Consider the following 14,418-nt stretch of genomic DNA (forward strand, 5'->3'; position numbering starts at 1 on the left):
TTATTATCGGCCCATCTCTAAGAATGGGAAAATATGTTTAGACGGGATTTTCTAATAACCGAATCAGTTTGCGTGTTTTCGCATCTTAATCGAAAGAATAATTCCGGCAGCGATCATCGACATAATTAGGTGTGAACCTCCGTAACTCATGAATGACAAAGGAATTCCGGTTACGGGCATCAACCCCAAGACAATCCCGATATTGATCGCCATATGATAAAAAAGCAAGGCAACAATGCCGGAAGCCAGTAAAGATCCGAAACGGTCCTTACTTTCATAACTGATCTGCAAACCTCGTAGAGGAATGGAGAATAAGAAGAAAAGCAAAAAGACGGAACCGATAAATCCTGTCTGCTCCGCCCAAGAAGCAAAGATAAAATCCGTACTCGATTCGGGGACATGAGGAATTTTTCCTTCGGTCATTTCGGCGTTCAGGAACCCTTTTCCGACTAGTTTTCCCGAGCCGACCGCCGGTTTGGATGCGCGCAATTGATAACCCGCTCCTTGTTTAAATTCATCGGGATTAAGGAACGCCGTTAAACGAATTACCTGATTCTCACGAAAGGGAACCGTCTTCATAACGACGACCGCGGAAAGGATGCTGATCCCGACGATTCCCAGTGGTATATAATACGTTCTTAAAGTTTTTGCACCCCGCGCGATACGGAGCAAAATCATGATCACACTCAGTACGATTAAAGTTCCGCCTACTCCGATCAATAATCCCTGGTTGGATAAAAGTTTAAAAACAAAACTCGCTTCCAAATCGATGACCTGATCGACAGCTTCTCGCAGCGAGCTCAATGTCTTAGGTGATAGGTTTGCTCCGGTAACCTCTTTTTCGTCAAGGACCTGCCAAACCTTTCCCCCAAGTCGATTCACGATGGATAATAAATCCGTTTTTCCGGTCCTCTGCAAGAAGGCCAGAATGTCGTTTAACAAAGTTAAACGCGAATACTCCACATACATCGGAATTAATAGGGAAATGCCGCCCAAAGTCAAGAATGAGCTAATATGGAGATAATCGGCGCCTCCCAAGAACAACATCGTAAATAGAATCGGAAGAAAGGAAACTGCCGTTCCGAAATCGGGTTGTAAAAGAATCAGCGCCATCGGAACGAGTACGATGACGAAAGGAATAATCAAAACCGTGATTTTCTTCATTTCCTTTTCTCGAAGTACGAGATATTGTCCAAGAAGAATTACCGTGGATAATTTTGCGAATTCCGAAGCCTGAATTCCGACAGGTCCGATTTTCAACCAGGAACGGGCTCCGCGGCCGGAAGGTAAGTAACCTATTCCAGGAATTAATGTTAACACTAGAAGAAATATTACAAATAAGTAAATGAAGAGCGCATACGAACCGATCAACTGATAGTTCACGCGGGAGATGAACCACATAGCAACCAACCCGATGAGAAAGTAAAGAAACTGTCTCGCCCATTTATGAGCGAAAAGCCCCGATCCTTGGTCGTCGAAATTGAATTCCTGAGAATACAAAGTAAGAACGCTGCATAAAACGACTATAACTACCGAGATCACGAGAAAGTAGTCGATGCGATCGATGGATCTATCTGACATCATTGGATTTCTCCGGAAGAACGGGGGCGCCTGGTTCAGGAGCTTCCACAACTCGTTTAAAACTGCCGGGTGGAAAAGCGGCTCTAAACATTTCTCTTGCTACCGGAGCCGCGCCAGCGGCTCCACCGATACCGTATTCGACGAAGACTGCGATTAAAATCTGTTCGCTTACGGGGGCGCTGGCCGGTGCATACCCTACAAACCAAGCATGATTCGATCCCGACGCGCCTCTTCTTCGAGTTTGTGCTGTTCCGGTTTTTCCGGCAATATCAGGCAATCCCGGTTTGTTAAGAACGTAAGACGCCGTTCCGCTTTTGACTACCAAACGTAACCCCGTCTTAATCGCTTCGACGGTAGAAGGTTGTATCGGAATGTCTCTTAATATTTGCGGTTCAGTACGATTGATAATCGAATTATCGACGGGATCGCGAATTTCGCTCACCGTATAGGGCTGATAGATTTGTCCTCTATTTAGCAAGCCTGCGTAAAAAAGCGCCATTCCTAACGGAGTTACGGACATAAAGCCTTGTCCTATGGAAAGATTGATCGTATCCCCGTCGAACCATTTCGTTCCATATGTCCGTTTCTTCCATGCCGAAGAGGGAACGAAGCCCTGCTTTTCGTCCGGAAGATCGATATTGGATTTTGCATCTAATCCGAATAGACGAGAATAGGTTAAGATCGGATCGGACCCCAATTTATAGCCTAGATTGTAAAAGTAAACCGAGCAGGACTTCTGTAGAGCGTGAGCCAAATCGTTCGTTCCGTGACCGCCTTTTTCCCAGCATAAGAAAATCTGATCGGGAACTCCCGCAAAGGTGGATTTTAATACGAAACTTCCGTTACAACTGTATGTTGTCTCGGGGGTATAATCCACTTTATGACCGCTTTCCAATGCGGCTAAGGCAACTAACGTTTTGTATGTGGAAGCGGGAGGAAATTTCGATTGTATCGCTAAATTTAAAAATCCGCCGTTCGAATCTACGCGTCTATAATGCGCCGTTCGTTCGGATCGATTTTTACCGGATAGGACGTTAGGATCGAAGCTAGGATTCGAAGCCATCGCCAATACTTCCCCGGTAGCGGGACGCATCGCGATTGCCGTACCTCTCGTTCCCTTCAACGCTTTATAGGCGGCGATCTGTATATCTTTATCGATCGTAAGGATCAGGTTATTCCCTGGAGTCGAATGTTCCACGACTCTCTCCTCTTCGATATTGCCTTCGGAACTGCGCTTCTGGATTCGAAAACCGTCGGTTCCACGCAATCGCTCGTCGTATTCCAATTCCAGTCCGCTCTTACCGAGCCATTGATAGGATTTAATCTCCCGCGTTAAGAGATCTGTCTTGGACGGTTTTCCGATATATCCCGTGACATGCGCGAGAGCGGGACCCATTTTATAGATGCGTCGAGGCGACGGGACCAAAATTACGTATTTCGAAATCGTATCGAATACCGAAATCCTTTCCTGTTGCGCCTTGCTAATCGCCTCAAGCAAGACGAAGGGTTTTTTAGATTTGATATTCTTGGAAAATCTCGGTTCGATCAGATCCTCTTCGTAGTATGACATCGGAATCGAAAGCGTTCTTGCGAATTCATGTAAGAAATTCCGAACTTTTGACGGATCGTATTTTAAGAGCGATGTATTTAAGACGGCATCCAAACTGGAATAATTGGAGACCAATGCCATGGAAGTCTCGGGAGTAAGAAAGTTCCGATCGAACATTTCTCCGCGTGCTGCCGGAATCGTCTCACTCTTTCGAACGAATTTTTCCGCTTTTAAGGAGTTATTCGTCCCTTGAACAATTTGCAGATTAAAAAGCTGGATCACAAAGGAGGCTAACGTAAATACCACAAAGCCCGAAAATACGTAAAGCCGAACTCGAAAGCTCCTCTCTAGTTTAAACTCTGTGGATGTGGGAGATCCTCCGAGCACTTAAGCCTCCACTTGTTCCAATCTGTATAATTTACCGAGTAAATAAAAGAACAACGGAGCTATGATCGCGTTGTAAATCGACGTACTGAAAATAGAATAGCTTAAATTCTCGTGAAAGAAAAGCGAAAATAGGAAATAAGTGGCCACTCTAGTAATTAACGTAATGACCAAAGAATAAAGGGTTATAGAAAGATAATTCTCATGGTATGCCGATCTTGCGAATTTACCGATCAAATATCCCATCACGCAGAATGTTAAGGAGTGCAATCCGATCTTGTAAGTCATTACATTCCCGACGATCTCCCCGCCCAAACCGGAATCGGAGAGTAATCCGCCAAAAAAACCGATCCAAATCCCAGCCATTGCACCCTTGCGAAGCGCGAAGAAAAGAACAAACAAGACCATAAAGTCCGGCTTATTTCCCCACATTTCCAATGCATTTGTCCCGTTTAGGAAATGAGATATGAAAATTCCCGCGGCGATGACTATATATTCGAGGATCATTCGTTCTGCTCCTCTTCGGAGAAGCCTGAGCCTCCCTCCACCTTAGGTTTTACAGGTTTCCTATTCTGAGGTTGAGGAGGAATTGTTCCGCCTTGTACTGGAGGAACCGGATTCTTTGGTTCCCGGTCTTCTTTAGGATAATTTAACTCCCCGAAATAAGGATTTTCAATATTAATATTCTGACCTTCAGGCCAAGTCTCGGCCCATTTTTCCGGAAGTTTCATTACGATAGTAACCGACTCCAGCATATCGAATCGAACGAAAGGTTTCAAAAATGCGGTTTTGAAACTTCCGTTTCTAGGACCTTCTTCCGTAATGATCCCGACAGGAATCCCCGGAGGAAATACTCCCGAAGATCCGGAGGAATACACTGCCTTTCCGATTTTACTTAACGATTCCGTATATTGGATCATTTCGGTCGGCCCCATCGGATAATCTCCGAATACTCTCGGATCGATAACGATGCCGCTATCGATATAGTTCATCAAGGCTTCCGTTCCGCGTCCTGAGTTCCCGGAAAGACTTGCCCATAAATTGCTGTCAGGAATGGAAACGCCCATATTAAAATTGGAATTGATTAAGGGTTGAACGACTGCCGATCCTCCGGTGACAGCAATCACCTTACCGACAAGCGCCTCGATTATTTCTCCCTTCTGATCCACCGAACGCGCCGTGACAGGCATATAAGGTTTAATCCCCGCCTCGGAACCTTTGTCGATGATGATCGTTCTATAAATCGAATTCAAACGAACGGACAGAACTTCCGCTTTGACGCTGGTAAATTTCTGCCTCGTATTAAAATGCAATTCTCGGCGGAGCGTTTCGTTCTCCCTGCCTAAGCGATCCAGGTCTTGCGGAAGAAGTTTATATTCATCCATAGCGGCGACGCAAGCGTCTCGTTCCTGCCTGACCGTTTCGAATGACTCAAGTTTTGTATAAGCTCCCTTAAAGAAGGAACCGATTCCGTCGATTGAACCCGAAACCGTGTCCCCCACCCTCTGAAAGCTGGCAATTCCTCGCACTAACACATTACTTTTGAATGTGAGAGATAATAAGGAGAATAGAATACAAAAGAGGAGGGAGACGGTTTCCTTACTCTTACTGACCTGGATCCAAAGCATGTAACGTTTAGCAACCCGCCCGGCCTTAGATCGCTCGGACCGGCGACTCGGGCGCGATGTCCCCCGAAGGAACCCTTAACGGATTCCTGGTTTTATATATTTCAACTCGTCTAGATATTTTCCGGTACCTAAAACAACGCAAGTTAGAGGATTCTCTGCTCGAAAAACGGGCACCCCGGTTTCCTTTGAAAGATAAGTTTCAAGTCCTCTTAAAAGGCATCCGCCTCCAGTCAGAACGATTCCTCGCTCTACGATATCGGAAGCGAGTTCGGGAGGAGTCCGTTCCAGAACTCTCTTGATTCCATCTAGAATTTCGTCGGTGGGTTCTTTGAGAGCCTTACGAATTTCGTTTGATTCCAACTCTAAAGTCCTTGGAAGGCCGGAAATCGCATCCCTACCTTTCACCTCCATGGTCTCCGTTTTCTTTTCAGGATAGGCATTACCGATGGTAAGCTTGATATCTTCCGCAGTCCTTTCCCCTACTACGAGGTTGTATTGGTTGCGCAAATATTTGATGATTGCTTCGTCAAATTCGTCCCCGCCAGTTCGGATCGATTCCGCGATTACCATTCCGCCGAGAGAAATCACCGCGATTTCGGTCGTTCCTCCTCCGATATCAACGATCATATTTCCGGCCGGTTCATTAATCGGAATGTTTGCACCGATCGCAGCCGCTAAGGCTTCTTCTATCAGGAAGATTTCGCGAGCACCTGCTTGTTCTGCGGATTCCCGGACGGCACGTCGCTCCACCTCAGTAATTCCCGAAGGAACTCCGATCACGATTCTTGGCTTCACGAATGTGGTCCGATTATGAACCTTCGCGATGAAGTAACGAATCATTTTTTCCACGGTTTCGAAGTCGGCGATCACTCCGTCCTTCATCGGCCGTATTGCGACGATTTCGCCGGGTGTTCTACCCAGCATTCTTTTGGCTTCCTGTCCTACCGCCAAAACCTTTCCGGTGGCAGCGTGCACCGCTACTACGGAAGGCTCGGAGAGTACGATCCCCTGGCCTTTCACGTGAACCAGCGTGTTCGCGGTTCCGAGGTCGATTCCCATATCATTGGAAAATAGTCCGTAGAGCTTATCGAATATCATTACTTTCCCTTTCTGCCACTTTCGGGGGCTTTCTCTTTGTTATTATCTGCGAAGATTGGAAAAATCATCAGGATTTTTCCGTCGTTGATCCAATTCAATATTTCTCGCGCAAGTCGTACGGGCAATTCCAAAACAAAAAAAACGAAAAACAAATTGGAAACACTACGGGCCTAGTGAAACTTAGCGGAAATTATGGTCCGGGCAAACACCCTCGCTGCCATCGATCTTGGCACAAACTCCTTTCATATGATCGTGGTCCGGGTCCGTGAAAACGGCACCTTCGAAGCCCTGACCAGAGAAAAAGAAAATGTCCGTTTAGGAAGCGGTTTGGAAGAAGGCGGCGAAATCGACCCGCCTGCATTTCGGCGTGCCATCGAATGTTTAAAACGCTTCAAGATCATTGCCGAAAACTCCAAAGCCGAAATCCGTGCCGTAGCCACTTCCGCATTGAGGGAAGCCTCCAATCGGACCGCCTTTCAGGAAGCCGCCTGGAAAGAGGCAGGAATCCGAATCGATGTGATTAGCGGATATGAGGAAGCACGCTTAATTTACTTCGGAGTTTTGCAAGGACTGCCGGTTTTCGACAAAAAGATACTGATGATCGACATCGGCGGCGGAAGTACGGAGATACTAGTCGGTTACCGGGGAGACATCCTTTTTTCAAAGAGCTTTAAATTAGGCGCGATCCGGCTTACCGAGAAATTCCTGAAATCGGATCCCCTCTCCTCTTCCGAAATAAGGAAGTGTAAATTGTATATCGAGGAGATGATTCTTCCGTTTCGTAAAGTGCTGAGGGACCTCCATCCGGAAGTGATCATCGGTTCTTCAGGGACCGTTCAGGCGGTCGCAGGAATCATTCGCTCCTTTGACGGGGAACAGGAAGAACGCCCTCTAAATCATTTTAGATTTTCCTCCGGAGAATTCCGAAAAGCCAAGAATCTGGTATTAGAGGCTGATTCTTCTAAAAAAAGGGCAAAGTTGCCGGGACTCGATTCTAAACGTTCGGATATTATCGTGGGTGGGATCCTGATTTTGGAAGAGCTATTTCAACAATTGGATCTTCCGAATTTGATCGTCTCGGAGTTAGCGCTTCGGGAAGGAATCATTTACGACACGATTCGGAAATGGGAGCATTTCCAGGACGATGAACATTCCCGGCATTTGGACGATATTCGGCAAAAATCCGTTCATAATCTCTTGGTTTCCTTTACTAGGGACGAGGTATACGCCAGACATGTCGCCAAACTCGCGCTGGATTTATTCGATCAGTTAAAATCCGTTCATAATCTTGGAAACGAGGAACGAGAATTGCTGGAGGCCGCTGCTCTGTTGCACGAAGTCGGATTGTTTATCTCGCATTCGGCATATCATAAACATAGCTATTATTTGATCCGAAACTCCGAAGCTATGCTAGGATTTACCTGGGGAGAAATTGAAATCATCGCCTTGACCGCAAGATATCACAGGAAAAGCGGCCCGAAAGTGAAACATAGGGAATTCCAACGCTTGGGATATCGAGAGCAAGAGGTCGTCTTAAAACTTTCAGGTATCCTGAGAATTGCGAGCGCTTGCAATCGAAATCGGCAAGGCTTGATCAAATCGATCAAGTGCCAATCGCGAAAAAATCAGGTAATCTTTACCTTAAATGCAAAAGCAGGATATGACAAAAGTTTGGAGCTTTGGGCCTGCGAAGAACAAGCCGAAGCATTCGAGTCGGCGTATGGACTTGTTCCTTTATTTCAATGAGAATCCGATTCCAAACCGTCACTTGGCTTCTACCAAAAAACTCTCCGATCCGCTAGGTTTCGGAACGTTCGCCCGTTTTTTATATTAGAAATTTCGAAAGTCGAACCGCCTTTGGATGATCGGGAGCAAGCATCGAAACGTCGGACAGAAGTTGGAGCGCGCGTTCGATTTTTCCATCGCATCTACATTTACAAAAAAATTTAAACTACGATGAAAATTCCATGAAAGACGGAGAGAGACATAGCGATGCGAATAATTAAAAATCCAGCTCTCGGAAGAACATCAAACGGATGGCGGTTGGGCGGGAACCTGATCGACCCAAAGAGGTCGACTCCCGACGATATCTCCGCCGATACGTAAAAGTAAAATATACCGACCTTCTCTTGGGAAAACCGCATGCGGAATCGGGATCCCGATTTCGACAGGCTCCGCGCCGTTATTAACTCGAATGGTACCTCCTACGCCCATTATTTTCTCGCTCGTATCCGCAAATTCAAGTTCGAGAGTAAATTCATGGTCGCCCGGAGTTAGATTCGTGACGCATATATAAATTCCCCAAGGCGGGAAAACGACCGGGAATTGCTGCGCAAAGAATTTGGTAAATGTTCCGATAATTCCCCGTTTGCCGTTATCTTCGGTTATCACTCGATCCGCAAAGAGAAGAGCCAGAAGTACAGGTTCGCTTGCATTTGCATTCATAGTATTAACGGTTACCTAGCGCCCGCTTATCAAATGAGCGAAACATAATATTCGCAGACGAAGTTTTAAAGATAAAATTCTATTAAAAAACCGAAGGCCTCCGAAAGATTCGGAGGCCTAACTTGTTTTTAGTAAAGAAACGCATCCTGAACAAGTTGATCCTGTTCTTGAAGATGGACTTTCATGTGACCGGCTGCAGGACTTGGAGATTCTTTTCGGCCTGCATATTTCAATCGAGAGGACGAAGGAAGGAGTTCTTCCAAACGATCCCTTATGAAAAACCATGCACCTTGATTCTTAGGTTCTTCCTGGCACCATACGAACGTTTTCGCGTTCTTATAAGTTCTTAAAATCGCCTCGATTTCCTTATTCGGAAACGGGTACATTTGTTCCACGCGAATTAATGCCGTATTTTGAACTTTATTTTCTTCGCGATATTTTAATAAATCGTAATAAACTTTTCCGAAACTGAACACGACTTTTTCGACTTTATCCGGCTTTAAATCGCCAGAGTCAGGCAGAACTTCTTTGAAAGCTCCTTTTAGCAGATCTTCGATAGGAGATAAGGCTCCCGGAAAACGCAAGAGCGATTTCGGCGTAAAGATGATCAAAGGTTTACGGAAATTTCTCAGCATCTGCCGTCTGAGCAAATGGAAGTATTGCGCCGCATTCGTACAATTCGCGATCTGCATATTATTGTCGGCAGAAAGTTGTAGGAATCTCTCAATACGGCCGGAGCTGTGTTCAGGCCCCTGCCCTTCGTATCCGTGCGGTAGCAATATGGTTAAACCGGATAACCTTTGCCATTTTACTTCGGAGCTTGAAAGGAATTGATCGAAGATCACCTGAGTATTATTGGCAAAGTCCCCGAACTGTGCTTCCCAAATAACCAATGCATTCGGATCCGACAGCGAGTAGCCGTATTCAAATCCCAGAACGGAAAATTCTGAAAGCGATGAATTCACGATCTCGGCCTTAGCCTGCTTGTCGGAAATGTGATTCAACCCCACGTATTTTTCGCCGGAATTGATATCGACTAGAACCGCATGGCGATGCGAGAAAGTACCTCTCTGGCTGTCCTGACCTGAAAGCCTGATTCTAAAACCGTTTTCCAGAATCGAACCGAAAGAAAGCGCCTCTGCCATTCCCCAATCCAGGGGATTTTTTCCTTCAGCCATTTCCGTTCTACTTTGAAGTAGTTTAACTAATTTCGGATTGGGAGTAAATCCTTCAGGAACGGTCGTAATCGCATGAACGATTCGATTCATCTGCTCCGCAAGAACGGAAGTAGCGGTTCCACTATCCAAAGGATCCTTGGAGTAACGGGCCCAAACTCCGCGCATCGTATCGACCTTCATCTTGATGTCCTGCTCTTTAGCTCTTTGGAAGGAATCTTCCAAACCTTGCTGAGAGCCGTTCTTAATGAAATCGACTTCGTCTTTAGTTATATCCCCATCCGCCAGTAATTTCTTTTCATACAGTTGGGCGGTTGGAAGATGGCTTTTGATCACCGCATACATTTTCGGCTGGGTGAATGCAGGTTCGTCGGTTTCATTATGTCCAAGCCGGCGATAGCATATTAAATCGATGATAAAATCCTTTTTAAACTTCTGGCGGTATTCCATCCCGAGTTTAGTGACTCGGTAAACCGCTTCCGGATCATCACCGTTGACGTGAACGATCGGGATCTGATACCCTTTTGCCAAGTCGGTAGCGTATAACGTCGATCTCGATTCGTTCGGCAGTGTAGTAAAGCCGATCTGGTTATTGATTACGATATGAAACGTTCCACCGGTGGTATAACCTTCCAAATTCATTAAGTTAATGGTCTCTGCCACCACGCCTTGCCCCGCAAAAGCAGCGTCTCCGTGGATAGTCACCGGCATATACTTAGAACGATCAGTATCGTCGTACTGCTCCTGACGGGCGCGAACCGATCCGGTTACGACCGGATTTACTGCTTCCAAATGGCTCGGGTTAAAAGCTAAAGATAGCTTTACTTCCTTACCTGCAGTGGTCATTTTACTGTTGGAATAACCTAAGTGGTATTTTACGTCGGCGTAGCTAACCGCGCCTTTTTCCGCCTTCTCTTCGAATTCGGCAAAAACCAAGGAAGCCGGTTTTTCAATTACATTAACAAGTACGTTTAAACGACCTCTATGAGCCATACCGATAACGAGCCCGTCCATTTTAAAATGACCGGCCTCCTCAACGATCGTATCTAGCATAGGAATCATGCTTTCTCCTCCCTCTAAGGAGAAGCGCTTTTTACCTACGTATTTTTTAGCGAGAAAGGTTTCGAAGTGATCGGCTTGGAAAAGTTTTTCAAAGAGGCGGAGACGGATACTTTTAGATAGGGGAGCATGGAAATCGACGGATTCGACTTGTTTTTGCAACCATTCTCGCTCTTCGTCGTTTACAAGATAATATTGTTCATACCCGATGGTACTACAATAGGTCTTTTCGAACCAGTCGATGACGTCTCTAAGCTTTGCCCTTCCAAGACTTGCATTATTGGTGTCGACGACCGTATCCAAGTCCGCCTGGGTTAAGTTCCCCAGTTTAGCGTCTATGAACTTGCGGTTCGGTTTAGAAATTCCTAATGGATCTAAATCGGCTGCGAGGTGCCCCTGCCTTCTATAGGCGTTAAGAAGGTTAATGATACCCATTTCACGAAAAGTACCCGCCTGGGCGTCCGTAAACGAAGTCGCCACGGCTCCTTTTCCGTTTCCATTACCGTTCGTAGCTCCATTCGTTCCGTTACCCGAATATACTCCGTTGGTCTCAACTTCTTGGAAAAAAAGCGCCCATTCCTTGTCCAAAGACTGCGGATCTTTCTTAAACTTTTCGTAAAGTTCTTCCAGGAGAACTCCGTTCTCTCCGTATAATGCCATTAATTGTTCGATTTTCATAATGAAAACTCCCTATGCGTGAATCGCCCACTTATCGACGGCCATGGCCGCCTCTTTTACAACTTCAGATAAGGTAGGATGTGCATGAAACGATCTTGCAATATCTTCGGCTGAAGCGCCGAATTCCACTGCGACCGCTAATTCGGCGATCATGTCCGAGGCTCTAGGCCCGAAGACAAAAGCTCCCAAAATCTTATCCGTTTTTTTATCCGCCAATATCTTGACTTGGCCTTCCGCCTCGTTCATCGCTTTTGCTCTTGCATTCGGCTTAAATAAAGACTTTCCGGTTTTGTATTCGACACCTGCAGCCTTGAGTTCCTCTTCTCCCTTTCCGACCCAAGCCAATTCCGGCCAAGTATACATTATGGAGGGAACGGCAAAATAATTCACGTGGCCGGATTGACCGGCGATTAATTCCGCCAGGGCGACTCCTTCTTCCTCGGCCTTATGCGCCAACATCGGACCGTCGATCACATCGCCAATTGCATAGATACCGGGAATGTTCGTCCGGAAATGGGAATCCACTTTAATGCGTTTCCTTTCGGTCAATTGGACCCCGGCGTCCTCTAATCCGATCCCCTCGATATACGGCCGGCGTCCGATCGCAACTAAAACAACATCCGCGTCCAGCTCGGATTCTTTTCCGTCAGGTGCAGCAATTTTAACTTTCACGCCGCTTTTACTTGAGGCGGCGCCTAAGACTTTATGCTCGAATAAGAAGTTAAATCCCTGACCTTCCAAACTTCTCTGAAGTAGGTTCCCGAAGGATTTATCCACATTGGTTAATAAACCTGGTAGCAATTCGACTACGGTAACTTCCGAACCTAAACGTTGCCAAACGGATCCTAATTCGAGTCCGATAACTCCGGCGCCTATGATAACCAGCTTTTTCGGGATTACTCGCAGATTGATCGCGTGATCCGAAGTAATGATGGTTTTTCCGTCCACAGGAAGACTTGGAATGTCGATGGGAACGGATCCTGTCGCCAATACGATATGCTTTGCGGATAGGATTTCCTGTTTTCCGTCGGCAAGAGAAACTTCTACTTTTCCTCCACCCAATAATTTACCGAAGCCTTCGTAACGAATGATCTTATTCTTTTTCATCAAGTAGTCCACGCCGTCGGTGACTTCCTTAACGATCCCATTTTTACGTTCCATCAACTTATTAAGATCGAGTGTAACCTTACCGACTCCGATTCCATGATCCTGGGTTTTATGGAGAACCTTATGGTATTCTTCCGAAGAGTCCAATAATGCTTTAGAAGGAATACATCCCACGTTTAGGCAGGTTCCTCCTAGGGTTTTTCTTTTCTCGATGATTCCGGTTTTTAAGCCCAGTTGCGCCGCCCGGATCGCGTTTACATAACCGCCGGGTCCCGAACCGATAACTAGTACGTCGAATTCTTCCGCCATTTCTATCGATTCCCTATACTTCCAGAAGGAGTCGAGTGGGATCCTCGATCGCTTCTTTTACTTTAACCAGGAAAGTCACCGCTTCTTTGCCGTCCACAATCCTGTGATCGTAAGAAAGAGCCAAATACATCATCGGGCGAATCACAATCTGGTCGTTAACCACGACGGCCCGTTTTACAATATTATGAAGCCCTAAAATTCCGCTTTGGGGCGGGTTCAAGATCGGAGTCGACATCATCGATCCGTAGATTCCTCCGTTCGAAATCGTAAATGTTCCCCCTTCCATTTCGGAAAGTTCGATTTTCCCGTCTTTTACCTTATTGGCAAGGCGGGCGATTTCGGATTCGATCTGTGCAAAACTCAGCAGATCCGCATCTCTAACGATCGGAACAACGAGGCCTTTTGGTCCTCCGACGGCGACTCCGATATCGTAATAATTCTTATAAACGGTGTCGGTTCCTCGTATTTCAGCGTTGATAGCCGGAATAATTTTCAAGGCGCCTATGACGGCCTTCGTGAAGAAACTCATAAAACCTAATCCGATATTATGAGTATCCTTGAACTTATCCTTATATTTATTTCTAAGATCCATCACCGCACTCATGTCCACTTCGTTAAACGTGGTAAGATGCGCCGCATTATGTTGTGCGGAAACCAAACGATTTGCGATCGTCTGGCGAAGCTTGGTCATAGGAACAACGTTCTCGCGAGGTAAATTCCCTCTACTTGCAGCCGGAATCGCTTTAGGAATCTCTTTTGCAGGAGAAGATTGAACCGGAGCAGTCACTGTCGCGTTAGTCGCCTTACTAGCGACTGCAGTCAACACATCCTCTTTCGTAATTTGCCCGTTTTTTCCCGTACCGCGAATCGAAGCCGGGTTCAAACCGTTATCATCGATCAACTTTCTGACGGCCGGTGGAAGCGTTTCGTTAACGGTTCCGGTATTACTTGTTATCGGTGCTGAAGTTGTTTTGGCTGTTTCTGGAGAAGAGGAGGAGGGGGAAGGAGAGCTTGAGGCAGAGGCGGTTGGGTCGATGAGTCCGATGACTTCTTTGATTTTAACCGTTTCCCCGGGCTTTTTATTTATCTTCTGGAGGACTCCCGCCGACGGGGCCGGGACTTCCATGGTCACCTTATCGGTTTCCAGTTCTACGAGGACTTCATCCTGTTCTACTCGTTCGCCTTCTTTTTTAACCCAATTTGCTATGGTAGCTTCCGTAATGGATTCGCCCATTTCGGGAACCTTGATCTCTATCGACATCTTGATCCTGCGGAGGCAGTTATCCGTCCCATTCTGAGACCGCCTCCATTTCACTTTCCGTAAGCCGAAAAATTCTGTAAAGCGGTTCTTGGCAAAACTGTGTTTTGATGAAAATAACCTTCTTCCTATTCAATTCGACGGTAA

General features: G+C 46.2%; 10 protein-coding genes. 1 reads left to right on the plus strand and 9 read right to left on the minus strand.

Features of this window, described 5'->3' with window-relative positions; translation table 11 throughout:
• Positions 1 to 63: 63 nt before the first annotated feature.
• The 5 genes from rodA to LEP1GSC058_RS09180 all read right to left on the minus strand — a co-directional run bounded on the left by rodA (position 64) and on the right by LEP1GSC058_RS09180 (position 6,240).
• A complete protein-coding gene (rodA, locus tag LEP1GSC058_RS09160; RefSeq protein WP_039948255.1) occupies positions 64 to 1,584 on the minus strand; it encodes a rod shape-determining protein RodA in 1,521 nt (506 codons plus the stop codon).
• Positions 1,571 to 3,517: a penicillin-binding protein 2 gene (gene mrdA / locus LEP1GSC058_RS09165; protein WP_016549351.1), complete on the minus strand. Its 1,947-nt coding sequence runs from the start codon at positions 3,515 to 3,517 to the stop codon at positions 1,571 to 1,573. The genes rodA and mrdA overlap by 14 nt, the downstream gene beginning before the upstream one ends.
• Complete coding sequence (gene mreD, locus LEP1GSC058_RS09170) at positions 3,518 to 4,021, minus strand: rod shape-determining protein MreD (protein ID WP_016550149.1); 504 nt, start codon at positions 4,019 to 4,021, stop codon at positions 3,518 to 3,520.
• On the minus strand, positions 4,018 to 5,142 hold the full coding sequence (gene mreC, locus LEP1GSC058_RS09175) for a rod shape-determining protein MreC (protein ID WP_016550919.1): 1,125 nt from the start codon (positions 5,140 to 5,142) through the stop codon (positions 4,018 to 4,020). Before mreC ends, mreD begins: the two co-directional genes overlap by 4 nt.
• 75 nt (positions 5,143 to 5,217) lie before the next feature.
• Positions 5,218 to 6,240: a rod shape-determining protein gene (locus tag LEP1GSC058_RS09180; protein WP_010413872.1), complete on the minus strand. Its 1,023-nt coding sequence runs from the start codon at positions 6,238 to 6,240 to the stop codon at positions 5,218 to 5,220.
• A 192-nt stretch (positions 6,241 to 6,432) separates the two neighbouring features.
• On the opposite strand from LEP1GSC058_RS09180, the gene LEP1GSC058_RS09185 reads away from it, so the two are divergent.
• Positions 6,433 to 7,986, plus strand: a complete 1,554-nt coding sequence (locus LEP1GSC058_RS09185; RefSeq protein ID WP_016549578.1) for a Ppx/GppA phosphatase family protein — start codon at positions 6,433 to 6,435, stop codon at positions 7,984 to 7,986.
• Positions 7,987 to 8,268: 282 nt separating this feature from the next.
• On the opposite strand, the gene LEP1GSC058_RS09190 is transcribed toward LEP1GSC058_RS09185, so the two are convergent.
• From LEP1GSC058_RS09190 to odhB, 4 genes are all read right to left on the minus strand, one after another.
• On the minus strand, positions 8,269 to 8,685 hold the full coding sequence (locus LEP1GSC058_RS09190; RefSeq protein WP_016550813.1) for a DUF6941 family protein: 417 nt from the start codon (positions 8,683 to 8,685) through the stop codon (positions 8,269 to 8,271).
• A gap of 128 nt (positions 8,686 to 8,813) precedes the next feature.
• Positions 8,814 to 11,597, minus strand: a complete 2,784-nt coding sequence (locus LEP1GSC058_RS09195) for a 2-oxoglutarate dehydrogenase E1 component (RefSeq protein WP_016550030.1) — start codon at positions 11,595 to 11,597, stop codon at positions 8,814 to 8,816.
• A 12-nt stretch (positions 11,598 to 11,609) separates the two neighbouring features.
• Positions 11,610 to 13,013, minus strand: a complete 1,404-nt coding sequence (lpdA, locus tag LEP1GSC058_RS09200) for a dihydrolipoyl dehydrogenase (protein ID WP_016550021.1) — start codon at positions 13,011 to 13,013, stop codon at positions 11,610 to 11,612.
• A 13-nt stretch (positions 13,014 to 13,026) separates the two neighbouring features.
• Positions 13,027 to 14,274, minus strand: a complete 1,248-nt coding sequence (odhB, locus tag LEP1GSC058_RS09205) for a 2-oxoglutarate dehydrogenase complex dihydrolipoyllysine-residue succinyltransferase (RefSeq protein ID WP_016551040.1) — start codon at positions 14,272 to 14,274, stop codon at positions 13,027 to 13,029.
• Between the last annotated feature and the right edge of the window lie 144 nt (positions 14,275 to 14,418).

The sequence above is a fragment of the Leptospira fainei serovar Hurstbridge str. BUT 6 genome (assembly GCF_000306235.2).
GTDB classification, from domain to species: domain Bacteria; phylum Spirochaetota; class Leptospiria; order Leptospirales; family Leptospiraceae; genus Leptospira_B; species Leptospira_B fainei.